At 59.0% G+C, this 25,769-nt stretch carries 21 protein-coding genes and 2 tRNA genes; 7 read left to right on the top strand and 16 right to left on the bottom strand.

The genetic code is table 11. The features are described from left to right. Positions 1-17 precede the first annotated feature (17 nt). On the top strand, positions 18-758 hold the full coding sequence (locus tag ACA061_RS13295; RefSeq protein WP_305437914.1) for a fimbrial biogenesis chaperone: 741 nt from the start codon (positions 18-20) through the stop codon (positions 756-758). A 190-nt stretch (positions 759-948) separates the two neighbouring features. Beyond that, complete coding sequence (locus ACA061_RS13290) at positions 949-3,390, top strand: fimbria/pilus outer membrane usher protein (protein WP_497301870.1); 2,442 nt, start codon at positions 949-951, stop codon at positions 3,388-3,390. A 68-nt stretch (positions 3,391-3,458) separates the two neighbouring features. Here the strand turns inward: ACA061_RS13290 and ACA061_RS13285 are convergent, their stop codons facing one another. From ACA061_RS13285 to ACA061_RS13275, 3 genes are all read right to left on the bottom strand, one after another. Continuing rightward, positions 3,459-4,421, bottom strand: a complete 963-nt coding sequence (locus ACA061_RS13285; protein ID WP_497301868.1) for a fimbrial protein — start codon at positions 4,419-4,421, stop codon at positions 3,459-3,461. Between the two features lie 143 nt (positions 4,422-4,564). Beyond that, positions 4,565-4,660: transfer RNA gene (locus ACA061_RS13280), tRNA-Sec, on the bottom strand. A gap of 6 nt (positions 4,661-4,666) precedes the next feature. Next, a complete protein-coding gene (locus ACA061_RS13275) occupies positions 4,667-4,852 on the bottom strand; it encodes a SelB domain-containing protein (RefSeq protein WP_497301867.1) in 186 nt (61 codons plus the stop codon). 429 nt (positions 4,853-5,281) lie between these two features. Here ACA061_RS13275 and ACA061_RS13270 point away from each other — a divergent pair, with 429 nt between their 5' ends. Next, positions 5,282-5,641, top strand: a complete 360-nt coding sequence (locus ACA061_RS13270; RefSeq protein ID WP_497301865.1) for a DUF6124 family protein — start codon at positions 5,282-5,284, stop codon at positions 5,639-5,641. Positions 5,642-5,916: 275 nt separating this feature from the next. Here the strand turns inward: ACA061_RS13270 and ACA061_RS13265 are convergent. The 7 genes from ACA061_RS13265 to fdnG all read right to left on the bottom strand — a co-directional run bounded on the left by ACA061_RS13265 (position 5,917) and on the right by fdnG (position 14,986). Continuing rightward, positions 5,917-6,012, bottom strand: a tRNA-Sec gene (locus ACA061_RS13265). 6 nt (positions 6,013-6,018) lie between these two features. Beyond that, positions 6,019-7,935: a selenocysteine-specific translation elongation factor gene (selB, locus tag ACA061_RS13260; RefSeq protein WP_497301864.1), complete on the bottom strand. Its 1,917-nt coding sequence runs from the start codon at positions 7,933-7,935 to the stop codon at positions 6,019-6,021. Then, positions 7,932-9,344, bottom strand: coding sequence for an L-seryl-tRNA(Sec) selenium transferase (gene selA, locus ACA061_RS13255; protein WP_497301862.1), 1,413 nt, complete (start codon positions 9,342-9,344; stop codon positions 7,932-7,934). The genes selB and selA overlap by 4 nt, the downstream gene beginning before the upstream one ends. Before the next feature lie 48 nt (positions 9,345-9,392). Then, on the bottom strand, positions 9,393-10,319 hold the full coding sequence (fdhE, locus tag ACA061_RS13250; RefSeq protein WP_497301860.1) for a formate dehydrogenase accessory protein FdhE: 927 nt from the start codon (positions 10,317-10,319) through the stop codon (positions 9,393-9,395). 3 nt (positions 10,320-10,322) lie between these two features. Then, positions 10,323-10,988 carry a formate dehydrogenase subunit gamma gene (locus ACA061_RS13245; RefSeq protein WP_497301858.1) on the bottom strand — a complete coding sequence of 222 codons (666 nt, stop codon included), beginning with the start codon at positions 10,986-10,988 and terminating at the stop codon, positions 10,323-10,325. Then, a complete protein-coding gene (gene fdxH / locus ACA061_RS13240) occupies positions 10,985-11,920 on the bottom strand; it encodes a formate dehydrogenase subunit beta (protein ID WP_150615687.1) in 936 nt (311 codons plus the stop codon). The genes ACA061_RS13245 and fdxH overlap by 4 nt, the downstream gene beginning before the upstream one ends. Continuing rightward, positions 11,921-14,986 (bottom strand): formate dehydrogenase-N subunit alpha, encoded by a 3,066-nt coding sequence (fdnG, locus tag ACA061_RS13235; protein WP_497301856.1) that lies wholly within the window; start codon positions 14,984-14,986, stop codon positions 11,921-11,923. Positions 14,987-15,284: 298 nt separating this feature from the next. On the opposite strand from fdnG, the gene ACA061_RS13230 reads away from it, so the two are divergent. Together ACA061_RS13230 and ACA061_RS13225 are read left to right on the top strand one after the other, a co-directional pair. Beyond that, the gene (locus ACA061_RS13230; RefSeq protein WP_210554729.1) at positions 15,285-16,439 is read left to right on the top strand and encodes a MalY/PatB family protein; all 1,155 of its coding nucleotides are present in this window, start codon (positions 15,285-15,287) and stop codon (positions 16,437-16,439) included. A 245-nt stretch (positions 16,440-16,684) separates the two neighbouring features. Further along, positions 16,685-17,464, top strand: a complete 780-nt coding sequence (locus tag ACA061_RS13225; protein WP_150615690.1) for a TSUP family transporter — start codon at positions 16,685-16,687, stop codon at positions 17,462-17,464. Here ACA061_RS13225 and nudC read toward each other — a convergent pair. From nudC to ACA061_RS13205, 4 genes are all read right to left on the bottom strand, one after another. Then, on the bottom strand, positions 17,432-18,262 hold the full coding sequence (nudC, locus tag ACA061_RS13220) for an NAD(+) diphosphatase (protein WP_150603426.1): 831 nt from the start codon (positions 18,260-18,262) through the stop codon (positions 17,432-17,434). The two genes, ACA061_RS13225 and nudC, sit on opposite strands and share 33 nt — an antisense overlap. A gap of 5 nt (positions 18,263-18,267) precedes the next feature. Then, complete coding sequence (locus tag ACA061_RS13215) at positions 18,268-19,080, bottom strand: crotonase/enoyl-CoA hydratase family protein (RefSeq protein ID WP_497301853.1); 813 nt, start codon at positions 19,078-19,080, stop codon at positions 18,268-18,270. 188 nt (positions 19,081-19,268) lie between these two features. After that, positions 19,269-20,192 carry a magnesium transporter CorA family protein gene (locus tag ACA061_RS13210; RefSeq protein WP_497301851.1) on the bottom strand — a complete coding sequence of 308 codons (924 nt, stop codon included), beginning with the start codon at positions 20,190-20,192 and terminating at the stop codon, positions 19,269-19,271. Between the two features lie 7 nt (positions 20,193-20,199). Beyond that, positions 20,200-21,774, bottom strand: coding sequence for a RimK family ATP-grasp domain-containing protein (locus tag ACA061_RS13205; RefSeq protein ID WP_497301849.1), 1,575 nt, complete (start codon positions 21,772-21,774; stop codon positions 20,200-20,202). Positions 21,775-21,866: 92 nt separating this feature from the next. Between ACA061_RS13205 and ACA061_RS13200 the strand changes: the two genes are divergently transcribed. Next, positions 21,867-22,967 carry a GNAT family N-acetyltransferase/peptidase C39 family protein gene (locus tag ACA061_RS13200; protein ID WP_497301847.1) on the top strand — a complete coding sequence of 367 codons (1,101 nt, stop codon included), beginning with the start codon at positions 21,867-21,869 and terminating at the stop codon, positions 22,965-22,967. 176 nt (positions 22,968-23,143) lie between these two features. Here the strand turns inward: ACA061_RS13200 and ACA061_RS13195 are convergent, their stop codons facing one another. Then, complete coding sequence (locus ACA061_RS13195; RefSeq protein WP_210700082.1) at positions 23,144-24,292, bottom strand: PQQ-dependent sugar dehydrogenase; 1,149 nt, start codon at positions 24,290-24,292, stop codon at positions 23,144-23,146. Positions 24,293-24,343: 51 nt separating this feature from the next. Further along, positions 24,344-24,664, bottom strand: coding sequence for a hypothetical protein (locus ACA061_RS13190; protein WP_497301845.1), 321 nt, complete (start codon positions 24,662-24,664; stop codon positions 24,344-24,346). Between the two features lie 189 nt (positions 24,665-24,853). Between ACA061_RS13190 and ku the strand changes: the two genes are divergently transcribed. Further along, complete coding sequence (gene ku, locus ACA061_RS13185) at positions 24,854-25,720, top strand: non-homologous end joining protein Ku (protein ID WP_150603097.1); 867 nt, start codon at positions 24,854-24,856, stop codon at positions 25,718-25,720. Positions 25,721-25,769: the final 49 nt, after the last annotated feature.

The following is a 25,769-nucleotide window of genomic DNA, read 5'->3' as shown; positions in this document are numbered from 1 at the left end:
ATACAGCGATTTAAGCCATGTTGCGTCAAACCCTATCAGCCTGCCTGGTACTCATGCTGAGTGCCGAGGCCATGGCTAGCATTTCCTTGAGTGCCACGCGCGTCGTGTTCGACGGTGCGCACAAAGAAGCCAACATCACGGTAAGAAATGGCGCCCAGGACACTTTGATTCAATCCTGGATCGATCAGCAGGACACGGGGACAGCCACGCCCTTCGCTGTTACACCGCCATTGGCCCGGGTCTTTGCCAAGGACCAGCAACTGCTGCGCATTCTTTATGAAGGCCAGGGCATGCCGCAGGACAAAGAGTCTGTGGTGTGGCTCAACGTGCAGGAAATTCCGCAAACGTCGAAAACCGCCAATACCTTGCAGCTCGCCGTCCGGCAGCGGATCAAGATCTTCTTTCGACCAAAAGGTCTGAGCGGAGACGCACTGACGGCGCCCACTGAACTGCAATGGCGACTGGCGCAGGACAACGATAAAACCGTGCTCAGGGTTAAAAACCCGACTCTTTATCACGTGTCCATGGCAGACGTTACGCTTCACGACCCGCGACAGAATGAACTGGCGACGGACTCGACCATGATCGCCCCGGGCGCCGAAGCCAGCTTTTCCGTCACCCGGTTCGCCGCCAACAGCACGCCGGTCCTGACATTCTCCAGTATCAATGACTACGGGGCATTGAGCGTTTACAGGGCCAGCCTGAGCGAAAGCCATCCGGTGAGCGCGACGCTTACTCAAGACAACGCCACGAAGTAGTTCCCCACCTGCGCCGCTAACGAGCGAGCGCCCGTCCTCCAGACGGGCGCCGATACAGGTTTCCTGCATGCTAATCTCGACTCTAAACAAAACCGGACGTTGTTCAGGGAAGCTCGCGTACAACCTGCCCCCTTTCACTCCCACACGGCTTGGCATTTTAGCTTTGGCCATCGGCCTTAACGTGCCAGCCATGGCGCTAGCGGATGATGAAGACGCACAACTGGAAGGCTACAACACGACGTTTCTGCAAGGGGCTGCGGCCGGGGTAGACCTGGCGTTGCTGTTGTCTGCCAATCGCGTGTTGCCCGGCAACTATCGCGTCGATCTCTATAGCAATGAAGTGCTGGTGGGCCGGCGCGATGTCGATTTTCTGCGTAACGACCGTACGGGTCGGGTTGAAGCATGCCTGACCTTTGAATTGCTCAACCAACTCGGTATCGATCTGGGCAAGCTGCAAGCCAGCGGCCAATACGATCCGCAAGTACCCAAGGCCTGTTACGACTTGCCGCTGCTCATCGAACAGGCCAGCGTACGCTACGACCCCAGTCGTCTGCGCCTCTCCACGAGCGTGCCGCAGTCGTCCATGCAAAAAGGATTACGCGGTTTTGTCGATCCGGCGCTATGGGATGAAGGTGTGCCAGCAGCGTTCGTCAATTATCAATTCAACACCTACCGCAACGACAGCGGCAACGGCAACGGCAACGGTGTCAGTGTTTCCAACAACCTTGGTTTGCGTAACGGTATCAACCTGTTCGGCTGGCGCTATCGCAATGAATCCAACCTGAGCTCTGGCACAGGGCGTCCCAACACCTTCAAGAGCAACCGCAATTACCTGCAACACGACGTGACGGCGATCAAAGGCCAGTTCAGCGCCGGCGACATTTTTTCCGATCCCGATGTGTTCGACAGCGTCCGCTATCGCGGTCTGAAACTGGCCTCGGACGAAGGCATGCGCGCCGACAGCGAACGCGGCTACGCTCCGGTGATTCGCGGCGTGGCGCAATCGAACGCGACGGTAGAAATTCGCCAGAACAATTACGTGCTGTACACCAACAGCCTGCCGCCCGGCCCTTTCGAAATCAGCGATATCTACCCAAGCGGCTCCAACGGTGATCTGGAAGTCACGGTCATCGAAGCCGACGGCACCCGCAGAACGACGCGCCAGGCCTTTTCCAGCCTGCCAATCATGGTGCGTGAAGGGCAATTGAAATACAGCCTGTCGGCCGGCCACTACAGCAGTCATTACGAGGATCGCAACACGCCAAAAATGTTCAGCGGCACCCTCACCTACGGCATGAACAGCAACCTGACCGGTCTGATTGGCGTCCAGGCCAGCGAAGGTTTCAGCGCCGTCGCCTTGGGCATTGGCAAAAATACCGCACTGGGCGCGGTCTCGGTCGACGTGACGCATTCCTCCAGTCGCAAGGGTGAACTCACCACTCAGGGTGACAGTGTGCGTGCGCTATACGCCAAGACATTTACCGGCACAGACACCAGTTTCACCCTCGCAGCGTACCGCTATTCGACCGAGGGATACCGAACGCTGACCGACCATATTCAAGCCCAACGTGCTGAAGCGGACCAACGTGTCAGTGGCTCCAAAACCCGCACGGACCTGACCATCAACCAGAGTCTTGGGCGAGACCGGACGCTGGGTAATCTGTACCTCAACGCCAGCGATCAGCGCTATTGGGATCGCGGTGGTTCTCAGAGCTTTTCGGCCGGTTACGCCAATAACTGGGGCGATCTGACCTACAACCTTGGCGTCACCCACACCGAGGATCTCGGTTACCGTGGCGCCACCAACAAGGACACGCAAATAAGCCTGTCACTGTCATTTCCGCTGGGCCGAAAACCGCGCTCGCCCCGCGCCTTCGTCAGCTCGTCAACACAGAAAAGCGGCAGCACCACGCAGGCAGGGATCAATGGTTATGTACCCGGCACCGAGAACACGTTCTACTCGGTGCAGGGGGGCAACAGCAACAACGGCAATTCAGGCTCGTTGAACCTCAATACCCGGACCGCCATGGCTGATGTGAACCTCGGCTACAGCCAAGGCCGAGGCTACAAATCGCAGAACATGAATGTCTCCGGCTCAGTCGTGGCCCATGGCGGCGGTATCAACCTTGGCCAAACCGTGGGTGAAACCTTTGCGCTGGTAGAGGTTCCGGGCGTCAAAGGGGCGAACGTCGCCAGCTACAGCGGCGTCACGACCGGGCGCAACGGCTACGCGGTGATTCCCAGTGTCCAGCCGTATCGGGTCAACTGGATCAGCCTCGACACCCGCGATCTGGGCGCTGATGTCGACATTGAAAACGCCAGCCAGCAACGTGTGCCGCGTCGTGGCGCAATTGTCAAAGCCAGTTACGCCGGCAAAAGTGGCCGGCGCGTGCAGTTCGAACTGTTTGACAAGCAGCATATTCAGTTGCCGTTCGGTGCATCGCTGGAAGACGCAAGCGGCAAACAACTGTCCATCAGTGATCCAAGTGGCAAGGCACTGGCCTTGGTCGAAAACGACCAAGGTGTGCTGACGATCAAGTGGGGTGAGCAACAATGCCAGGCGCCCTACGCGCTGCCGGTAAAAGATGAGGCGCGCAATTACGATACCGTGCGTCTTCAGTGCGCGGACTGACCCTTCGCGCATTGCCCTGCTGCTGAGGTCCGGGCAACCTGAACAGCAGCAGATGGCGTGATTGAACCTTACTGGTAGCTCATGGTGAACGTCAGCGATGAATTAGCCGCGCCGGCTTCTATGGAAGGAGAAACCTGCGTGTAAGCCGCGCTGAATGGAATGACAAAGTTTCCACCGGCACGATTGTATCCAGAGAAGGTGTATTCGGTTCCAAACACTAACGGCTGATCATTGTCTCGCTTGACTTGAAGTCCTATACCTCGAGCGCTGGAGGTTGAGTCGAGTGAGACGATTCCATTCGTTTTATCGATGACTTGAGTATTGGCCTTGATCGAATACTTCACGGCATTCAGGAAATTCGGACAGTCGCGCAATTGAATGATGAAATCCACGGCATCGCTGTGATCGCCGACTTTTTTGAACTGGCTTGTTTTAGTGGTGTGTCCCATATCGACATCGACATCGGGCGTGATGCAGGCGCCGCCAACGATGCGAATGGCATTGGTCAAATTGAACGTGGCGAAAGTCGATCCGTCGGAGGTCATCAGAGAGGCCAACCGCCCTGCCGGAATAATCGTGCCGTCCTTGATTGGGCCGGTTTGAACGATGCGTACTTCAGGCGTCGGTGTTGGAATTTCGGTCCTGTTTAAAATCTTCAGATCGCTGAACTCGACAGGAACCAATGCAATTTTGCTGTTATCAATACTGAATTGCAGTGCGACGCCACTGTCCTTCAATCGAAAAAGTGATGTGTCCACATTGGGTTGCACGCCAATCGCGGGATTTATCTGTATCCCCAGTTTTTCCGAGAACAGCGGGCAGATGATCACCATCTTGTTGCCAATGAGGGGCAAAGCCTCCCTGTAAATAGTCTTATTGGCATTAATATCGCGCGGCGTACTGATTCCCTCAGCGCCCGGACCGCGAACAACATAATCACGAATCTTGTCGACTTCGTCAGAAAAACCGAAACCACAACCCCACGCACTCGGAATAGTCAACGCGGTTAACAGTACTGCACGCAATATCATCTGGACGGTCTCGAAATTATCAGGCCGTGACGCTGTAGTGGCCACAGGACGGACTATTCGAATCCATTAGCATCAGCGCTTACATCAGAACAATCTGAAACAGGAGCCGTCGCCGATCAGAAAAATGGCAGCTTTGGGCAAACTGGCGGAAGGCAGCCGTAGTCGAACCTGCCCGGGAACGGATGCCGTCCCCAACCGGGTTTGAAGCCCGGCCGCGCCACCGGGCGCGATTGCCTTCCTTGAACTCATTGTGCGTCGGCGTAGGCCAGCGCGTTGTCGGGGCTGATCTGGCGGGCTTCGCCGAGGCTTCGGGTCAGGCCGACGCGGAAGAAGTATTCGAGATACTGAATACAGCGTTTGCGTCCAAAGCCTAGGCATTGCGGGAGGTTGTCACCTAGATCTGCGGATTTTCCCTGGCCCGTTTGAGTCACACGTCCGCCATTCGGCGCAATTGCATGTCACTCAAAAACAGATCGGGAAACTCTCAGGGAAGAACCACACTTCACCCAGAAAGCCGCCCGATCCTTTGTTTTAAACGCAGTAGTTTAAAAGACACCTCCAGACACGCCTTCTAGGCTACACATCCTTGCGCCATTGCCTACAGCTACGCCAGAATCCACCGGCTTGTGCGCCTTGGGGTCGGGTTCTATTGTGGTGCGGTCGCTGACGAATCAGCGATCGGGTTTAGCAGCTCGGCAAATTTCAAGGCACGCGAGTTTCGCCATACGTTATGGCGGCTTTGCGTGGGGCACTTCGGTGCGCCGGGATCCTTGAGCCTGGTCTGCTAACCCGCGTAAAAGCCGCCACCCTATCCGTTTAGCAGCGATGGATGACGGCTCCACATCTCAAGGAGCTTCACCATGATCAAACCAACACCCAACCCACCCGAAACCGACCCCACCTCCCCCTACGAATGCCTCGATTCGAAAAAACTCCACGAAGCCGCCGACCGCGCGCTTGATCACTATCTCTGTCCACCCGGCTCCACGCCACCACCCCGTAGAACCCGCCGGATGTACGCCGTTACCGCGGACTTCAAAAACGAAGAACTGCTGGCCGACGCCAGCGAAACACTCGCCTCAGCCAGAACCATCGCCCATGACTTCGCCTACCTCATCCCCGCGTCGCAACGCAGGACGCTGTTGGGGATCGCGCAACTGATCATGCTCGGGGAGCTGGCGGTGAATCGGGTGATGGATAATCTGGAGTTGCCGGACTAGTTCGGGTACAGATCGTTCCCTCGCTCTGCGAGGGAACGCCTCAAACGACGCTCCGCGTTCGGCTCTGGATGGGACGCAGAGCGTCCCAGGCTGCATTCCCACGCGGAGCGTGGGAACGATCAACATAAAAACCGCTGCCCCGTTTGAATCGTGACTAAACGGGGCCAGACTAAGTCTTTCAAGCATTCCGAATCAAAAGATCGCAGCCTTCGGCAGCGACTACACCAATCCGTGTAGGAGCTGCCGAAGGCTGCGATCTTTTGCTTTTGGCAAACTGGCGGAAGGCAGCCGGAGTCGAACCTGCCCGGGAACGGATGCCGTCCCCAACCGGGTTTGAAGCCCGGCCGCGCCACCGGGCGCGATTGCCTTCCTTGAACTCAGTGCGCGTCAGCGGTGGCCAGCGCGTTGTCGTAACGGATTTGGCGTGATTCGCCGCTGCGCCGGGTCAGGCCGAGGCGGTCGAAGTATTCGAGGTATTGAATTGAACGTTTGCGTCCCAAGCCTAGCGCATCGCGGAAGGTTGTCACCTGGATCTGCGGATTTTCCTTGGCCAGTTCCAGCAACACGGCCACCATTTGCCGCAGCATCGCGTCGCTGATAAACAGGTCGCGCACCACTTGATGCATCAGGCCAAGGCGCGCGAGTTTGCGCAGCAGCAAGCGCACGACGGCGTCGTCCTGCTCAACGGCTTTGGCGATGTCGCGCACCCACGGCGGATCGAATCCGGCCTGTTCGAACAGCGGTTGCAGTTGTTGCCACAAGGTTTCGTCTTCGGCATTCAAGCGCACCTGATGATCCGGCAGATGCAGCCACGGCCCGCTGGCGTTGATCGAACCGGCACCGAGCAATTCCTCCAACAGACTGACGAAGATAGAACGCTCCAGCGCCAACCCGCTGAAACGCCGCAGACGATCCCGATCCGGGCCCATCTGATCGGGCTCCAGTTCATGAAACTTCGTCAGTTGTTCCAGCAGCGTGAATTTCAACTGGCCCCAACGCTGCACGTTGAACAGCACCGACCCCTGACGCGTATCGATCAACCGAACGTTCTGCGGCAACGACCAGCCTTCGCGGGGACGATTGAACTGGCGTTCCAGCCGCTGTGGATCGAGACCGCTGGTACTGTGATTGAGCAACACCGGCAGCACCTGCTCAAAACGCTCACTGCGCGCCAAGGCTTCAAGTTGCGCCAGTCTTTCGGGGCTGCGACGCTGTCGGGCCGGGGCGAACGGGTCGAGCACCCGGCCGCCGCCGAGGGTGCGTTGCGCACTTTGATCACGCAGGATCAACCGATCACCCTGCACCGCGTGCACCGGCGCGTTGATCAGCAATTGCGCGAACATGCGTTCGCCAGGGTTCAGGCGCGGGCCTTCGAGCAAGGCGACGCGGGCGATCACGTCTTGTGTGCCAAGGTGCAGGTGCACCGGGTGGAAGTGCTCGAAGGGGCGTTCGCCGGGCAACAGTTGAAAATCGATATCGACCCGTTGCGTCGGTGCGTACAGCCACTCGCTCAGCAGCCATTGGCCGCGATGGATTTGTTCCAGTGCCAAGCGATCGCCGCTGATATTCAATGCCACCCGCTGCCCGGCAAACGCATGTTCGGCAGGCTGATTCTGCGCGTGCAAACCACGAACCCTGACCGCTTTGCCGGCGGGACCCAAAACCAGTTTGTCCGCCACCGCGACCAAGCCCGACAGCGCCGTACCGGTGACCACAATCCCCGCGCCGGCAACGCTGAAAGCGCGGTCGATGGCCAGACGAAAACCTCCTTCTCGACTGCGCTCCAGCACTTCGCGTTGGCTCTGCAACAAGATCTGTCGCAACTCATCAATGCCCCGCCCGCTTACGCTCGACACGGCCAAAATCGGCGCCTCGGCGAACGGCCCGGCCTCCAGCAAGTCCAGTGTCTGGCGTTGCACTTCCTCCACCCTGCCCGCCTCGACCCGGTCGCACTTGGTGATCGCCACCACTGCGCGGGGAATGCCGAGCAACTGGACAATCGCCAGATGTTCGCGGGTTTGCGGCATCACGCCGTCATCCGCCGCGATTACCAACAACACCAGATCGATGCCCTGCGCACCGGCGAGCATGTTGTGGGTGAATTTTTCATGGCCGGGCACATCGATAAAACCGGTCAGCCCGGCACCCGGCTCCAGTTCGGCATACAGATAACCAAGGTCGATGGTCATGCCGCGCTCGCGTTCCTGCGGGCGGCGGTCGCCGGTTTGCCCGGTCAGCGCTTGCAGCAACGACGTCTTGCCGTGGTCGATGTGCCCCGCTGTGCCGACAATCATTGCGCGACCTGCAATTGCGGCAACTGCGCCAGCCACGCAGGTTCGTCGTCGAGTTGGCGCAAGTCCAGCCACAACGCGTCGTCGTCAATGCGCCCGAGCACCGGGATCGGCAAGGCACGCAGCGCGGCTTCAAGGTTAAGCAGATGACGGCCGCGTAATCGCCTGGACACTTGCGGACGCAAACACAGCGCCGCACTGGGCAAGCGCGCCACCGGTTGGCTGCCGCTGCCGATCATGCCCAGTGAATGCACGGCAGCAACACTCCAGACCTCGCCCAAAGCGTCAGCCATGGCCGGTTGCAATCGTGACGCCTGCGCAAAAATGTCGGATTGCGCACGGGTCAGCAGGCGCAGACTCGGCAATCGCTCGGCCAGTCGATCCGGATCGCGATACAGACCGAGCACTGCTTCCAGCGCCGCCAAGGTCAGCTTGTCGACACGCAATGCGCGCTTCAGCGGGTTCTTCTTGATCTTCGCGATCAGCGCTTTGCTGCCGACGATCAATCCGGCCTGCGGGCCGCCGAGCAACTTGTCGCCGCTGAAGGTGACGATATCGGCGCCATCGAGCAGCGCTTGTCGCACCGTCGGTTCCGCCGGCAAACCCCAGCGCGTCAAATCCAGCAGACTGCCGCTGCCCAGATCCTCCAACAACGGCAGCCCGTGACGATGCGCCAACTCGGCCAACTCGGCGGTCGCCACCCGCGCCGTAAAACCCTCAATGCTGTAATTGCTCGCATGCACACGCATGATCAAACCACTGCGCGGGCTGATCGCTGCTTCATAGTCGCGAGCATGGGTGCGATTGGTGGTGCCGACCTCATGCAAACGCACGCCGGCGCGGGCCATGATGTCGGGGATGCGAAACGCGCCGCCGATCTCGATCAACTCGCCGCGCGAGATAATGCCTTCCTTGCGCGCACCTAGACTGTTGAGCGTCAGCAGCACCGCAGCGGCATTGTTGTTGACCACGGTGACGGCTTCGGCGCCGGTCAGTTCGCGGATCAGACCTTCGATCAGATCATCACGATCGCCGCGTTTACCGCTGGCCAGATCGAATTCCAGATTGAGCGGATAACGCGCTGCCATTTGCACCGCTTCAATCGCTTCTTCAGGCAATAGTGCCCGGCCGAGATTGGTGTGCAACACCGTGCCGGTCAGGTTGAATACCCGCCGAATCTGGCTGCGTTGTTGCTGGACAAGCCGTTCGCCGACCCGCCCGGCGAGCACTTCAGGACTGATTTCAACCGCCGACAACTGCCCGTTCAACACACTCGAACGCAATTCATCGAGTAGCTGTCGCAAACTCGCCAGCAACGCCTCACGCCCATAACGCTCGGCCAGCGGCAGGCACGCCGGGTGACGCAACAAACCATCAATGGAAGGTAACCGCAGGGCAACACTTGCAGACATCTGCCACTCCCGAAACAAAAGACTGTCCGGCGAGTGTAGACGCTGCGGTCATTCGTCTCCCGGCGCCAGCAACAGATTGGGTGCCAGGCGCTGATAGCCGTCCTGCGCCAGACGCATGTCCAGCAGCAAACTGCTGAGGTCCGCCGACAAGGCCTCTGCGTCGGCATCGTTCTCCAGATAGAGCAATTTCAGATAACTGTTGCAGCCCGGACAGACTTCGGCACGCAGCGGCGCCTGATTGGCGGCGTGGCGATCGTCCTCAAAACTCAGGTAGTCGAGGCCTTTGCTCGACTCGCAATACACGCATTTGACCCGCACCACATGCCATTCACAGGCGCACAGCGAACACACCAGATAGCGCAAGCCGTTGTGTTTACCGCGATGGCGAATGACGCCGATCATGGCCGGTGAACCACAGGCCGGGCATTGGCTGAGGCTGTCGCCGGGTTTGAGTTGCAGGTTGGGCGCGCTGAGCAACCAGTGGCTCCACGCCGCTTGCAGCGCCGCGCCCAAAAACGGCACCAGTTGCGCCGGCACCATGGAATATTGGCCGCTGACCAGCGCCACCGCCCAGCTGCGCAATTGCCCAGAATCGGCGCTGCGCAATGTGGCGATTGCATCGATCACGGCGGGTTGCTCGGGTGCTGTGTAGCGCTGCAACAGAGCCTCCAGCCAGGCTTGCCAGTCATCTTCGCGGATCAAGGTATCGGCGCCGAACGGCGGCAAACCGTGTTGCTGACACAGCGCAAGACGCTGCTGATCAACCGGTTCGGTCGACGGCGGATCATCCAGCACTTGCTGCTGAGCCCGGCACAAACCGGCGATCAAGCGCAGATACTCGGCCAACGGATGCCCCTCGGCCAATCGCTCCAGACGTTCGGCGCGCAGGGTGAAAAGGTTGTGCGGTGGCAGGTGCAGAAACGGCGGCGAACTGGCCGCCGCTTCGATTTCTCCGGGTTCAAGAATGCTTGGCAAAGGTCAGCCCTTTTTGGTGATCGGTCGCTCTGGCACGTCCGGTTGACGCTCATCGCGGGTGATGTCGCGATACCACAGTGCGTGGTGTTTCCTCGCCCAGGCGCGGCTGACCCAACCATGCAGCATCGCGTCGACCGAGCCCTTGATCCACAGCCCGGCGTAGATGTGAATGATGATGCTGAGGATCAGCACAAACCCGGCCAGTGCATGCAGCAGCATCGACCAGCGAATCAGGGTGATGCCAAAAAACGCGCTGAACCAAGCGCGCCAGATCACCAACCCGGTGAACAGCAACACGAGCATGCACAGCAGTAAAGTCCAGAACAGCAGCTTTTGCCCAGCGTTGTACTTGCCAACCGGTGGCACGGATTCTTCGTCGTTGACCATGACCCGATCAATGCGCCGCAGCCACTGCCGGTCGTTGGCGATGAAGAAGTTGGCGCGCCAGAAATTGAACACCAGACCGAGGAACAACACGAACATCGCCACACCCATGAACGGGTGCAGAATCCGCGTCCAAGGCCCACCGCCGAACAGATGCGTCAGCCAGAACATCGATGGATGAAACAGCGCCAGCCCCGACAGCCCGGCCATGAAAAACAGAATCGCCACCAGCCAGTGATTGGTGCGCTGGTTGGCGGTGTAACGCAGGATCGTCTTGTTGCTCATGGCCGGTCCTCCCCGCGTGGATCGAAGGTGTGCACCGCCGGATCAACGACATGCACCGAGGTGTCGGGCGCTGTCGGATGCTCATCCTCTTCAACCCGGTTCGGGCCGATGCGCACGTAGTGGAAGAACCCGGCCAGCACCGCCGCGCCCATTGCCAGCAAGCCCAGCGGTTTGCTGATGCCTTTCCACAAACCCACCAGCGGACTGATGGCCGGCGCGTCGGGCAGACCGGCGTAAATCCTCGGGGTGTCGGCGTGGTGCAGCACGTACATGACGTGAGTGCCGCCGACGCCGGCCGGATCATACAAACCGGCATTTTCAAAGCCACGGCTTTTCAGGTCGACGATACGTTCGGCGGCGTGTTCCTTCATGTCTTCCTTGGTGCCGAAGACGATGGCGCCGGTCGGGCAGGTTTTCACGCAGGCCGGCTCCAGCCCCACCGCGACCCGATCCGAACACAAGGTGCACTTATAAGCCTTGTGATCTTTTTGCGAGATACGCGGAATGTTGAACGGGCAGCCGGTGATGCAATAACCGCAACCGATGCAGTGATCCTGATCGAAGTCGACGATACCGTTGGCGTGCTTGATGATCGCGCCGGGGCTCGGACATGCCGCAAGGCACCCCGGCTCGGCGCAGTGCATGCAGCCGTCCTTGCGGATCAGCCATTCGAGATTGCCGGCGTCGGTTTCATGCTCGGTGAAGCGCATCAGCGTCCAGGATTCTGCGCTCAGATCCTGCGGGTTGTCGTAGGTGCCGTGGTTGTGGCCGACCTCGTCGCGCAGTTCGTTCCATTCCGAACAGGCGACCTGGCAGGCCTTGCAGCCGATGCATTTGGTGGTGTCGATCAGCTTGGCCACGGCCTCCTGATTTCTCACCGAGGGCGGCACCGTGGTGGTGGCCGAGCGGGCAATGATGTCTTGGCTGGCCATTTACAGTTTCTCCACGTTGACCAGGAATGACTTGGATTCCGGGGTCTGTGTGTTGCCATCGCCGAGGAACGGCACCAGGGTGTTGGTCAGGTAACCGTGACGCGTCAGGCCGGTGAACCCCCAGTGCAGCGGGATGCCGATCTGATGCACCACCTGGCCGTTGACCTGCAGCGGCCGGATCCTTTTGGTCACCACCGCGACCGCTTCAATGAACCCGCGTTTACAACTGACCCGCACCCGATCACCGGCCGCGATGCCCTTCTCTTTCGCCAGCACCTCGCCGATTTCGACGAATTGTTCAGGCTGGGCAATCGCATTCAACTTGCAGTGCTTGCTCCAGAAGTGGAAATGCTCGGTCAGGCGATAGCTGGTGCCGGCGTACGGGAAGTCCTTGGCTTCGCCGAGGGTTTCCCAGACCGAATCGAAGATCCGCGCCGCCGGGTTGCTGGTGGCCTGTTTGTTTTGCGGGTGCAGCGGGTTGATGCCGATGGGTGTTTCGAACGGCTCGTAGTGCTCGGGGAATGGCCCTTCGTTCATCTTGTCGACGGCGAAGAATCGCGCCACGCCTTCCGGATTCATGATGAACGGGTTCATCCCGGCTTCCGGCGGCACGTCGGCCTTGTAATCCGGCACATCGGTGCCGGTCCAGACTTTGCCGTTCCACCAGACCAGACGCTTTTTCGGGTCCCACGGTTTGCCCGCAACGTCTGCGGAAGCGCGGTTGTAGAGAATCCGCCGATTGGCCGGCCAGGCCCACGCCCATCCCTGGTGTTGATGCATGCCATATGGATCGGCATTGTCGCGCCGCGCCATCTGATTACCGGCCTCGGTCCAGCTGCCGGCGAAGATCCAGCAACCGGACGCGGTGCTGCCGTCGTCCTTGAGCAAACCGAACCCGGCCAGTTGCGTGCCAGCCTTGACCGTGGCGCCGGTGGCATCGGTAAAGTCTGTAACGGCGCTGCCGTTGATCTCTTTGGCCAGTTCCTCCGGGGATGGTTCGTCGGCGATCTTGTACGGCCACGTCAGTTTCAGCAGTGGGTCGGGAAACTTGCCGCCCTCAGCCTGATAACGCTTGCGCAGGCGCAGGAACAGCTCGCTCATGATGCGGATGTCGGTCTGCGCTTCGCCCGGGCCATCGGCGCCCTTCCAGTGCCATTGCAGCCAGCGGCTGCTGTTGACCAACGAGCCGTCCTCTTCGGCGAAACAGGTGGTCGGCAGGCGAATGACTTCAGTCTGGATCTCGTCGGTTTTCACATCGTTGTAGGGCCCGACGTTATGCCAGAACTCCGAAGTTTCGGTGGCCAGCGGGTCCATCACTACCAGCCATTTGAGTTTGGCCAACGCGCCCATCACGCGGTTCTTGTCGGGCAACGCCGCAATAGGGTTGAAGCCCTGGCAGAAGTAGCCGTTGACCTTGCCCTGGCTCATCAGGTCGAACATCTTCAACACGTCGTAGTTGGGGATGTCGAGTTTCGGCAAATGGTCGTAGAGCCAATTGTTCTCGGCCGTGGCGTGCGCGCCGTACCACGACTTCATCAGGCTGACGTGGAATTTGCTGTAGTTCTGCCAGTATGAGAGTTGCCCCGGCCGCAACGGCACTTGCGTGCGTTTGTGGATGTAGGTGGCGTAATCCTGCTCGGTGTCGGTGCCCAGTGACAGATAGCCCGGCAGCGCGTTGGAGAGCAATCCGAGGTCGGTCAGGCCCTGAATGTTCGAGTGCCCGCGCAAGGCATTCACCCCGCCGCCCGGCATGCCGACGTTACCCAGCAGCAGTTGCACCATCGCCGCACTGCGGATGATTTGCGCGCCGATCGAATGCTGCGTCCAGCCGAGCGCGTAGAGAATCGTCATGGTTTTGCCCGGTATCGAGCACGTGGCGATTTCGTCCCAGATTTTCTGCATCGCATCGACCGGCATCCCGCAGATCTGGCTCGCGAGGTCGATGTTGTAGCGGCTGTAATGCTGCTTCATCAATTGATAGACGCAGCGCGGATCTTGCAAGGTCGGGTCGACTCGGACGAAGCCGTCCTCGCCCATTTCGTAACCCCAACCGGATTTGTCGGTATAGCTGCGTTTGGCCACGTCGTAGCCACTGAAGATGCCGTCCTCGAAGCCATATCCGGCTTTGACGATGAACGACACATCGGTGTAGTTGCGCACATATTCGTGCTGGATCTTGTCTTCGGTCAGCAGGTAGTTGATCAAACCGCCCATGAAGGCGATGTCGGTACCGGTGCGGATCGGCGCGTAATAGTCGGCCACCGAAGCGGTCCTGGTAAAACGCGGGTCGACCACGATCAGCCGCGCGGCGTTATGCGCCTTGGCTTCGGTCACCCATTTGAAGCCGCACGGATGCGCTTCTGCTGCGTTGCCGCCCATCACCAGGATCAGATTCGCGTTAGCGATATCGGTCCAGGTATTGGTCATGGCTCCACGGCCGTACGTCGGGGCAAGACTTGCCACCGTCGGACCGTGTCAGACACGCGCCTGGTTATCGAACCCCAATAAACCGAGGCTGCGAATCACCTTCTGGGTGATGTAGCCCGCTTCGTTGGAAGCCGCCGAGGCTGCGAGGAAACCGGTGGTCAGCCAGCGATTCACCGTTTGCCCGTTGGCATTTTTCTCGATGAAATTGGCGTCGCGGTCGGTTTTCATCAGGTCGACGATGCGATCCAGCGCTTCATCCCAACTGATCCGTGTCCATTCGCTGCTGCCGGGTTTGCGCGTCTGCGGATACAGCAAACGGCCCGGGCTGTGAATGAAGTCCAGCAGGCCCGCGCCTTTTGGACAGAGGGTGCCGCGGTTGACCGGGTGGTCGGCGTCGCCCTCGATGTGGATGATATTTTGCGCGACATTCTTCCCGGCATCGCCCTGGCTGTACATGATCAAGCCGCAACCGACCGAGCAATACGGGCAGGTGTTGCGGGTTTCATGGGTGTGGGCAAGCTTGAAGTGACGCACCTGCTCGGCGAAGGCAATCGTCGGGGCCATGCCCAACGCGCCCAGGCTTGAGCCTGCAAGGCCGATACCGGCGACCTTGAAGAACTGACGACGGCTGAGATCCATCGTGCACTCCTGATCAGGTGGAACCCGGTACTGATGCCGGGCTTTATCTGGACAATCACGGTTGCGGCAACGGGTGCCAGCCTTTTCACTGTAGACAATGACCACACAGACTGTGTGAAAACCGACCGTCGGCCGTTTGTCGGGGCGCAACCGAGTCTGTGTAGGAGCTGCCGAAGGCTGCGATCTTTTGATCCGGTTTTTAAAAACAAAATCAAAAGATCGCAGCCTTCGGCAGCTCCTACAGGGGTTCAAGGTTTATCATGTCCGGCAGAACTCACCCGCCTTCACGAGACCGCGCATGACTTTCGATTTTGATCAGGTATTCGACCGCCACAACACGGGCAGCACCAAGTGGAGCCGCTACTCGGCCGACGTGTTGCCGATGTGGGTCGCTGATATGGATTTCGCCGCGCCGCCGGTGGTCATCGAGGCGCTGCAACAGCGCTTGCTGCACCCGCTGGTGGGTTACAGCGTCGCGCAGGACAACCTGCGTGAAGCCATCGTTGCCGACCTCTGGACCAAGTTCGCCTGGAAAGTCCAGCCGCAAGAACTGATCTTCCTGCCGGGCGTTGAATCCGGTTTCAACATGGCGCTCAAGGCGCTGGTGCAGCCGCAGCAGAATGTCGTGGTGCAAGTACCGAACTACCCGCCACTGCGCCATGCGCCGGCCCATTGGGGTTTGAACAAGGTTGAGCTGGAATTCGTGCCGCAGGCTGACGGCACCTACGCCACGCCGCTGGACACTTTGCGTGATTCGCTGAACGGCGGCGGCGCGCTGCTCTTGAGCAACCCGCACAACCCGATCGGCAAAGTGTTCGGCCGCGATGAGCTGCAAGCGGTGGCGGACATTTGCGTGGCGCAGGACGCATGGATCATCTCCGACGAAATCCACGCCGAGCTGTGCTTCGATGGCCGCGTGCACATTCCGACCGCTTCGCTGAGCGCAGAAATCGCCCAGCGCACGATCACCCTGATGTCGGCGAGCAAGGCCTACAACATCGCCGGTCTCAAGACCTCGTTCATGATCATTCAGGACGCCGCCCTGCGCGAACGCGTCAATCACGCCCGTTGCGGCATGGTCGACAGCGTCAATCCGCTGGGCATGGAAGCTACCCGCGTCGCTTACAGCGAAGGTGGGCCATGGCTGGCCGAGTTGAAAACCTACCTGCAGGCCAACCGTGATTATCTGGTTGAAGCGGTTCGCAGCCGTTTGCCGGGCGTGACCATTAATGTGCCGCAGGGGACTTATCTGGCCTGGCTCGATTGTTCGGCGCTGGATCTGGAAAACCCGCAGCAGTTCTTTCTGGAACAGGGCAAGGTCGGTTTGAGCGCCGGGCTGGACTTTGGCGATCAGAATCAGCAGTTCGTGCGGCTGAACTTTGGGTGCCCGCGGTCGTTGCTGGAAGAAGGGATTGCGCGGATGGAACGCGCGTTGGCCAATCGCAACGCCTGACTCTTAGCAAGCACAACACCCCTGTAGGAGCTGCGGCACGCTGCGATTTTTTGATTTTGATTCTGAATTTCAAGATCAAAAGATCGCTGCCTCGTTGCACTCGAAAGCTCCTACAGGGTTTTGGGAACAACTCTAAGACCTGCTCGCGAAGACTTCAGTCGTCTCGCCGCAACAGTTGGATACAGGTAACATGGCGGCCCTTCCCCGCAGCTCCGATCTGCGCCCCTGCCGAATAAGTCGACTCCATGCCTTTTGAACTCAGCGTTGACCTCACCACTTTGGCCATTCTGGCCGTTGTCGCTTTCGTTGCCGGTTTCATCGATGCCATCGCTGGCGGCGGCGGTCTGTTGACCACGCCTGCGCTGCTGACTGCTGGCCTGCCGCCGCATCTGGTACTGGGCACCAATAAGCTGAGTTCAACCTTCGGTTCGGCGACGGCCAGTTTCACTTTCTACCGGCGCAAGCTGTTTCATCCTCGCCAGTGGATGCACGCGATTGTCGGCACCCTGGTCGGTGCGTTGACCGGCGCCGTCGTCGCCCATTACCTGCCGGCGGAATGGCTGAACAAAATGCTCCCGGTGATCGTCTTTGCCTGCGGCCTGTATCTGCTGTTCGGCGGCACGCCAAAAGCGCCGCTGGACAGCGACGCACCGATCAAGAAGAAATGGCAATCGACCCAAGGCTTCAGCCTCGGTTTCTACGACGGTGTGGCCGGTCCCGGCACGGGCGCGTTCTGGACCGTCAGCAGCCTGCTGCTGTACCCGATCGACCTGGTCAAGGCCAGCGGCGTGGCGCGCAGCATGAACTTCGTCAGCAACATTGCGGCGCTGTCGGTGTTCATATTTTCCGGGCAAGTGGACTGGATCATCGGCCTGAGCATGGGCCTGTCGGTGATGGTTGGCGCTTTCTTTGGCGCGCGCACCGCAATCAGCGGTGGCGCCAAGTTCATTCGTCCGGTGTTCATCACCGTGGTGCTGGGGTTGACCGTGCGCCTAGCCTGGCAACACTGGTTCAGCGTGGCCTAAACGCCGCGCCACATAGACGTCGATCAGGTAACGGGCAATTGATTTTGACGCCGGCAACGGCGGCAGATCGTGCACGTTGAACCACTGGGCGTCTTCAATCTCGTCTTCCTGACAGACAATCTCGCCGCCCGCGTATTCGGCATGAAACCCCAGCATCATCGAGTGCGGGAACGGCCAGCACTGGCTGCCCAGATACTGGATGTTCTTCACTTCGATCTGCACTTCTTCGCGCACCTCGCGAATCAGGCATTCCTCCGCCGACTCGCCCGGTTCGGCGAAACCGGCCAGCGTGCTGTAGACCCCACTGACAAACCGCGGTGAGCGTGCCAGCAAAATCTCGTCGCCCCGGGTGATCAGCACGATCATGCTCGGCGAAATCCGCGGATAACTGCGCAGATCACAGGGCTGGCAATACATCGCCCGCTCGCGCGGCACTTGCGTCATGGCTTGCCCGCAATTGCCACAGAAGCGGTGTTCACGGGCCCAAGTGCCGATCTGCGCGGCGTAACCCAGCACTTTGTAGATCGTGTGATCGCCGTCGAGCATGAACGCCCGCAAGCCTTTCCAGCTGCAACCCATGACCTCGCTGGCACTGCGCAACTCCAGCAGGTACACCGGCTCGCCATCGAGGTGACCGATGCCATGCTCGGCCAGCACCGACAAGTCCTGACGCTTGAGCCACTCCCGCGGGAACAGCGCGCCGTTGTCGTCGAACAGAAAGCCTTCGGGGCTACGCGCCACGGCCAAGCCGCCGGGTTGATCGGTGTCCAGTACTGCAGTGGTCCAGCGAGATGTCATGGTTCTCAATCCACAAATTCGGGTTTCTGTTTGCTCATATGGGCGGCCATGGCCACGCGCAAGTCGGTGGATTGCAACATGGCGGCGTTCCAGGTGGCAACGTATTCGAGGCCGTCGTCGATGCGATGGTCGCGCATGTAGCTGATCATTTCCTTGGTGCCGGCAATTGCGATGGGCGACTTGGACGCGATGTCGCGAGCGATGTCCAGCACGCCTTCGAGCAGCGCGTCATTGTCACTGTAAACGCGATTGACCAGACCGATGCTGCGCGCTTCTTCAGCGCCAAAGTGGCGACCGGTGTAAGCCAGTTCACGCAGCATGCCGTCCCCGATGATCCGTGGCAACCGTTGCAAAGTGCCAACATCGGCGGCCATGCCGATATCGATTTCCTTGATCGAGAATTGCGCGTCTTCAGCTGCGTAACGCATATCGCAGGCGGCGATCAGATCGATGGCGCCGCCCAGGCAGTAACCCTGAATCGCCGCAAGCACCGGTTTGCGGCAATTGTCGACGGCGTTGAACGAGGCTTGCAGGGTCAGGATCTTTTTGCGCAGCAGGCGCGCGTTGCGGCCGACATCCTTGCCCAGTTCATTGGCGACGCCGGCGAGCATCATCAGGTCGATGCCGGAGGAAAAGTGTTTACCGTTGCCGCTGAGCACCACCACGCGCACTTCGTCGGTGTCGTCGATCCACTGGAAAATCTCGACGATCTCGCTCCAGAACGCGGCGTTCATCGAGTTGATCTTTTCCGGACGATTGATCTGCACATGGGCGATATTGTCGGCCAGTTCGACGCTGAAGGCGGTGTATTGAGTCATGGCAGTGATCCTTTACCGGGCTGAAAATGAGGCCCGAACTATAACAAGGCATCACGGTGGCGGTTCGGCCAAATGCGGGACTGTGAGAAATACATAAACCGTGTAGGAGCTGCCGAAGGCTGCGATCTTTTGATCTTGAAAATCAAAAGATCGCAGCCTTCGGCAGCTCCTACAGGGATTACCAACGATCAACTGGCCAAGCGCCGCAGCCCAAACAACATCCCCCCTGCCCCCAGCAACATCGCCGCCAAAAACAGCGGATACGACACCCACCACGGTGTTCCCGCCGTCATCATGCTGAACTCCGACATCCCGCCAATGCTCGCAATCAGGTTCAACGGCAGAAACACCACGTTGATCAACGTCAGTTTGCGCAACAGGTTGTTCATGCTGTTGTTCATCAAGTTGCCGCGCGCATCGATCAGCCCGGAGAACACCGTGGAGTAAATCTCCGCCTGTTTGTAGCACTGGTTGTTTTCGATGATCAGGTCGTCGATCAGGCCGATCGCTTCACTGTTGAAATGCAGTTTTTCGGCGTGGTTGCGCAGCCGCGTGAGCACCGCGCCGTTGCTGTGCAGGGCGTTGATGTAATAGATCAGGCTTTCGCTGAGGTTGAACATCTGCACCAGATGCTGGTTCTGCATCGAGGCGTTGAATTTTTGCTGCAACTCGCGGGCGACCAGTTTGATCACCTTCAAGTGCCCGAGGTAGTGATGGATGTTGTTGAACAGCAGGTCGAGCAGAACATCCAGCGGCGTGTTTAACGGCTGGCGAGTGCCGAGGCCGTGCAGCGGCGTGTCGTCGGTGGCGATCACCAGCAACTGCCCGGGCGAGAACAGCAAACCGCACGAAGACACCTCAAACGCAAGGCTGCCGCCACCGGAATAGTTTTCCGGGCGCTTCCAGATCAGGAACAAGTGATCGGGGTGAAACTCGATTCGCGACACTTCGTCCGGATCGAGTGCCGAGGCCAGTGCGTGTTCATCGACTTTGAAATAACTGTGCAGCAGGTCACGCTCGGCGGCGTCGGGATCGCTGAACAGCATCACCTCGGCGTCCAGTCGTTCGACCCGCTGCAAAGCACCATGGCTCAATGCAAAACTGTTGATCATCGGCGCTTCACCAGGCCTGGCCGCGACGTTTGAGCTCCAGCCGCCGCACAAACTCTTCCAGCACCAGTGAATACAAATCGTCCTGCAAATAAGCGTCTTCGATACCGGCGTCCATGTTCGGGTTGTCGTTGACTTCGATCACCACCACCTTGTCGCCGGCCTGTTTCAGGTCCACGCCATAGAGGCCGTCGCCGATCAGGTTGGCCGTTTTCACCGCCAGCTCCACCACGGCGCGGGGAGCCTCGTGGACCGCCATTGTCCGGCATTCGCCGTTGATGTCCTGGCCCTTGGCCTTGTGGTTGTAGATTTGCCAGTGGCCCTTGGACATGAAGTACTGACACGCGAAAATCGGTTTGCGGTTGAGCACGCCAATGCGCCAGTCGTACTCGGTGTAGAAAAACTCCTGGGCCAGCAACAGCACCGAATGTTCGAACAGCTCGGCCGTGGCTTCGAGCAGCGCCTGCTGGCTTTCGACCTTGATCACACCCCGCGAGAAACAGCCGTCGGGGATCTTCAACACCAACGGAAAACCAAGCCGTTCCCCTACCCGCTCGAAATCTTCGGGTCGCTCCTTGTACAAAATCTCCGTCGCGGGCATGCCCAGTTGATGGCTGTTGAGCAGGTCGGTGAGGTAGACCTTGTTGGTGCAGCGCAGAATCGAGGCCGGATCGTCCATCACCACCAGCCCCTCGCTTTCGGCCTTCTTGGCGAAACGGTAGGTATGGTTGTCGACGCTGGTGGTTTCGCGAATCAGCAAGCCGTCGTACTCGGCGAGTCGCGCGTAATCCTTGCGCTCGATCAGTTCGACGTCGATGCCCATGGTCTTGCCGACCCGAACAAAGTTCGCAAGCGCCTTGCTGTTTGATGGCGGCAACGCTTCTTGCGGATCGTGCAAGATCGCCAGGTCATACCGCGCCACTTGCCGGGAACGCGGCACCCGCCAGACTTTGCGGCTGAAGCCATCAAGCGCATTGGCGAATTGATCTTCCTGGTCGTCGCGCAACTTATGCAAAGTGCCGGACTTTATGCCCTCGATGTGCCAGCCGTTAGTTCGACGAAACTCAACTAACAGAATTGGACAGGGAAACACTTCAAACAATTGTCGAGCCAGATCCTGTAACGGCTCGATATGCGTTTTGCCAAAATACAGCGTCAGGGTGAAACCTTCGGTATCGCTGTAGAGATGATGGCTGAGGGCTTTTTCCAGGGTTTTATCTAGATCATCCAGCGCCAGGCCGTAGAGTGACTTCTTGGTCAGTTCGCTGATCGTGCGAACCGACGGAATCACTTTGTGCCCCCGGGCTTCGGCCAGCAGCGAGCAGTAATAGCCATGGCCGAGATACTTGTAGCTGCGGCACAGATTGATTACCTGCACACGCTTGCCCGGCTCGCTGTCTCGGGTTTGCTCGAGGTATTCCTGCGCCGTGATGATGTCCTCGCTGGGGAAGTACGAAGCCCAGTCTTCCTTGCGCTCGACAATGATCAACACTCGACTGGAAGTGCCAGTCGCTGCATTTAAATAAGTTGCCGCCGGCAAACTTTGCTCGGATACTTCGCGCCAATGACCCTGTACCGCTGACATAGAGATTGATCCGTTGGAGAACAAGACCTTTTCTATTAAGCACGAAGTTTTTCGAAAGTCTCGTTTCGTTACGCAACTTTTACGGTGGTCATATGAGTGCTGTTTTTCGTTTGGCGGTAGTTGAAGATCTGCCGGCGTTGCTGGCATTGGAAATGCAATGTTTCACCACGGACGGGCTCAGCCGTCGCAGTTTTCACTGGATGATTACCCGCGCCCACGCACAATTGCTGGTGGCCGAGCTCGACGGCCAAATACGGGGTTACGCACTGGCGTTGTTTCACCGTGGTACGTCGCTGGCCCGGCTGTATTCCATCGCGATTGCTGCCGAGGCGCGCGGGAGCGGGTTGGGTAAACAACTGCTGCAACGGATCGAGGCTTGCGCGCTGGAACATGATTGCGCGTATCTGCGCCTGGAAGTACGCACCGACAACCCCGCCGCCATTGCCCTGTATGAACGCAATGGTTACCGGCGATTTGCACTGATCCACGATTACTACGAAGACCATGCCGACGCGCTACGCCTGGAGAAACGCATTCTCCAGCATCGCGACTCGCGCAGCATCAAAGTGCCTTGGTACGGACAAACCACCGATTTCACCTGTGGCCCGGCGTGTCTGTTGATGGCCATGGGGGCACTGCAGTCAGAACGCTTGTTGGAGCGACGGGAGGAATTGCAGATCTGGCGCGAGGCGACCACCGTTTTCATGACGTCGGGGCATGGTGGTTGCAGTCCGCAGGGATTGGCGCTCGCGGCGTGGCGACGGGGATTTCGCGTGCGTCTGGAGTTGAGTCTGGCGGGGCCGTTGTTCCTCGACGGCGTACGCAATGAGCATAAAAAAGACGTCATGCGCCTGGTCCATGAAGAGTTCACCGCGCAGTTGGCGCAGACCGATGTCGAGCGAGTGATAGGTGCTGCGCTGGATTTGCCGCGCTTACTGCAAGCGGGAGGCCAACCGCTGGTGCTGATCAGCAGCTATCGGCTCACGCGATCGAAATCGCCGCATTGGGTGGTGGTGACCGATTGCGATGAGGATTTTGTTTATCTGCATGACCCCGACGTCGATCACAGCCAGCATCGCCAGCCCATGGACTGCCAGCATGTGCCGGTCAGTCATGGAGAGTTCGAGAAGATGTGCCGGTTTGGGCGGGGGAAGCTGCGGGCTGCTGTGATTCTTTACTCACGTAGTGATTAGCCTGCCCCTGACCCTGATTCTGACACTGACCCTTATGCTGATGCTGATGCTGATGCCGATGCCGATGCTGAACCTGTAGGAGCTGCCGAAGGCTGCGATCTTTTGATCTGGTTTTTAAAAACAAGATCAAAAGATCGCAGCCTTCGGCAGCTCCTACAAGGGCATGCATTTCAAAGTCAGGGCTTCAGGCCGATCTTATAGAGCGAACCCTTCTCCTCATCCGTCAGCACATACAAATACCCATCCGGCCCCTGTCGCACGTCACGAATGCGCTGTTTCAGTTCACCCAGCAAGCGCTCCTCATGCACGACCTTGTCGCCATCGAACTGCAAGCGAATCAACTCCTGGCTCACCAACGCGCCGACAAACAGGTTTTGCTGCCACGGCTTGAAGCGATCGGCATCGTAAAACGCCATCCCGGTGACACCCGGCGATTTTTCCCAGACATGGCGCGGATCGACACCCCCTTCAACAGTTTTTCCCTTGGCCTCCGGGATCGGCAGCAGCGAATAGTTGATGCCGTGGGTCGCCAGCGGCCAGCCGTAGTTTTTCCCGCGCTCGATGATATTCACCTCATCGCCACCGCGCGGGCCGTGTTCGTTTTCCCAGATTGTGCCGTTCCACGGGTTAAGTGCTGCACCCTGCGGGTTGCGAATGCCGTAGGCCCAGATTTCCGGGCGCACGCCTGATTGACCCACGAACGGATTGTCGTCCGGGACTTTGCCGTCCGGGTAGATCCGCACAATCTTGCCTTGCAGCTTGTCGAGATCCTGCGCAGTCGGCCGGTCGTTGTTTTCACCCAGGGTGATGAACAGATAACCATCGCGATCAAACACCAGCCGAGAACCGAAGTGGTTGCCGGTGGAGAGTTTTGGTTCCTGGCGGAAGATCACTTTGAAATCCTTCAGCGTCTTCAAGTCATCCGACAGGTAACCGCGCCCCACCGCCGTGCCGGCCTTGTCTCCCGCGCCGCCACCTTCGGCGTAGGACAGGTAAACCAGTCGGTCCTGTTTAAAGTCGGGTGACAACACGACATCCAGCAAACCGCCCTGCCCCTTGGCCCACACTTGCGGCACGCCGTCTATGGGTCCCGATAGCTTGCCATCGGCACCGACCACGCGCAGATTGCCCGGTCGTTCGGTCACCAGCATGCCTTGGCGATCCGGCAGGAAGGCCAGCGCCCATGGATGCTCAAGTCCTTGGGCAATCGTGGTGACTTCAAGAGTGCCTTGCTCGCTTTGCAGCTCTTGGGGGGCGGCGGCGAACACCGGAGCGCTTATCAGAGCGCCGGCGCACAGGCTGGCTAGAAGGGTTTTACGCAACATGCACGATTCCTTTTGTGGTTTCAAAGGCTGGCCGACCGTTTGATCTGCCGTTTAACGTTGAGTGTCGGTGCTTCGCGAAGGTGGGTTGGGAATGAAGTTGGGCGGCTTGCTGGGCACCGAGCGAATCGGCTGGCCATTGCCAATGCCCCTGTTGTCGAGCGTTGGCGGACGTGGCACGGGAACGGTGTTCGGCCCTCGGATGGGCGGCGAACTGGGCTGGGTGCCCTGCATGCTGTTGGGATTGGCCCGGCGAATCGGACTGTTATAGGGGTTGTTGCTGTTGCCGGTCGGACTCTGCGCCAGCACAACGTCCGCATGAACCAGACCGCCACTGAGTGTCAGGACGGCGATGCCAATCAGAAATCGGTTCATGAGACAGCCTCTCGATGTGCGTGGAGTAGAGCCTTCGAGTCCACGCTACGCTTCAGGTTCGGATTTGTTAACCCGTCGGTCTTAAACAACATGTAACACGGCTTGACCGAGCCAGACTGAAAACGCGCATTCTCCGGAAACTTTCGCGCCGGGCTTCAGGTCACCTGATCATCACTCGGAGAACTCACCATGGCTCGGGCAATCTGGAAAGGCGCGATCAGCTTCGGACTGGTCCATATCCCTGTCGCGCTGGTTTCAGCGACCTCGTCTCAAGGCGTGGATTTTGACTGGCTCGACAGTCGCAGCATGGACCCGGTTGGCTACAAGCGCGTCAACAAGGTGACCGGCAAGGAAGTTACCAAGGAAAACATCGTCAAAGGTGTGGCCTATGAAAAGGGCCGTTATGTGGTGCTCAGCGAGGAGGAAATCCGCTCAGCGCACCCGGTTTCGACCCAGACCATCGACATCTTTTCCTTCGTCGACGCCGAGCAGATCCCGTTACAGAACATCGACACACCCTATTACCTGGCGCCGGATAAGCGCGGTGGCAAGGTTTATGCGCTGTTGCGTGAAACGTTGAGCAAAACCAACAAGGTTGCCCTCGCCCGCGTCGTGTTGCACACGCGTCAGTATCTGGCGGCGCTGATGCCGCTGGAGTCAGCGCTGGTACTGGTGAAATTGCGTTGGCCACAGGAAGTACGCGGTCTCGACCAGCTGGAACTGGGCAGCGAAGTGACCAAGCCGCAGTTGGCCAAAGGTGAGCTGGACATGGCCAAACGTCTTGTCGAGGACATGAGCGGGGACTGGAGCCCCGAGGATTACAAAGACGAGTTCGAAGACAAGATCATGGCACTGGTGGAGAAAAAGGCCCATGAGGGCGAGATCGAGGATGTCGAGACGGTGGGTGGCGAGGAACAGCGCAAGACTGCCGATGTTATCGACCTGACCGAGCTGCTTAAACGCAGCCTCGGTGGCAAGGCACCGGCGAAGCCGAAGGCCAAAACGGCCGCGAAAGCAGCGCCGGCGAAGAAGACCAAAAAGGCATCCGGGGCATGACAGTTGAAGGATTGTCAGCTGACTGACAGGTTGTTTTTGAGAGAGTCAT

The sequence above is a fragment of the Pseudomonas sp. LBUM1668 genome (assembly GCF_059695715.1).
The sequence above is the reverse complement of the archived record's forward strand: the minus strand, read 5'-3'. Positions and strand labels throughout refer to the sequence as shown.

Coding starts and splice junctions, on each gene's coding strand:
- ACA061_RS13225 (WP_150615690.1), top strand. CDS start 16,685: ATGCCTTTTGAACTCAGCGTTGACCTCACCACTTTGGCCATTCTGGCC.
- ACA061_RS13270 (WP_497301865.1), top strand. CDS start 5,282: ATGATCAAACCAACACCCAACCCACCCGAAACCGACCCCACCTCCCCC.
- selB (WP_497301864.1), bottom strand. CDS start 7,935: ATGATTGTCGGCACAGCGGGGCACATCGACCACGGCAAGACGTCGTTG.
- ACA061_RS13215 (WP_497301853.1), bottom strand. CDS start 19,080: ATGACTCAATACACCGCCTTCAGCGTCGAACTGGCCGACAATATCGCC.
- ACA061_RS13200 (WP_497301847.1), top strand. CDS start 21,867: ATGAGTGCTGTTTTTCGTTTGGCGGTAGTTGAAGATCTGCCGGCGTTG.
- ACA061_RS13210 (WP_497301851.1), bottom strand. CDS start 20,192: ATGATCAACAGTTTTGCATTGAGCCATGGTGCTTTGCAGCGGGTCGAA.
- ACA061_RS13195 (WP_210700082.1), bottom strand. CDS start 24,292: ATGTTGCGTAAAACCCTTCTAGCCAGCCTGTGCGCCGGCGCTCTGATA.
- selA (WP_497301862.1), bottom strand. CDS start 9,344: ATGTCTGCAAGTGTTGCCCTGCGGTTACCTTCCATTGATGGTTTGTTG.
- ACA061_RS13285 (WP_497301868.1), bottom strand. CDS start 4,421: ATGATATTGCGTGCAGTACTGTTAACCGCGTTGACTATTCCGAGTGCG.
- ACA061_RS13190 (WP_497301845.1), bottom strand. CDS start 24,664: ATGAACCGATTTCTGATTGGCATCGCCGTCCTGACACTCAGTGGCGGT.
- ACA061_RS13295 (WP_305437914.1), top strand. CDS start 18: ATGTTGCGTCAAACCCTATCAGCCTGCCTGGTACTCATGCTGAGTGCC.
- ACA061_RS13205 (WP_497301849.1), bottom strand. CDS start 21,774: ATGTCAGCGGTACAGGGTCATTGGCGCGAAGTATCCGAGCAAAGTTTG.
- fdxH (WP_150615687.1), bottom strand. CDS start 11,920: ATGGCCAGCCAAGACATCATTGCCCGCTCGGCCACCACCACGGTGCCG.
- ku (WP_150603097.1), top strand. CDS start 24,854: ATGGCTCGGGCAATCTGGAAAGGCGCGATCAGCTTCGGACTGGTCCAT.
- ACA061_RS13230 (WP_210554729.1), top strand. CDS start 15,285: ATGACTTTCGATTTTGATCAGGTATTCGACCGCCACAACACGGGCAGC.
- ACA061_RS13290 (WP_497301870.1), top strand. CDS start 949: ATGGCGCTAGCGGATGATGAAGACGCACAACTGGAAGGCTACAACACG.
- ACA061_RS13245 (WP_497301858.1), bottom strand. CDS start 10,988: ATGAGCAACAAGACGATCCTGCGTTACACCGCCAACCAGCGCACCAAT.
- nudC (WP_150603426.1), bottom strand. CDS start 18,262: ATGACATCTCGCTGGACCACTGCAGTACTGGACACCGATCAACCCGGC.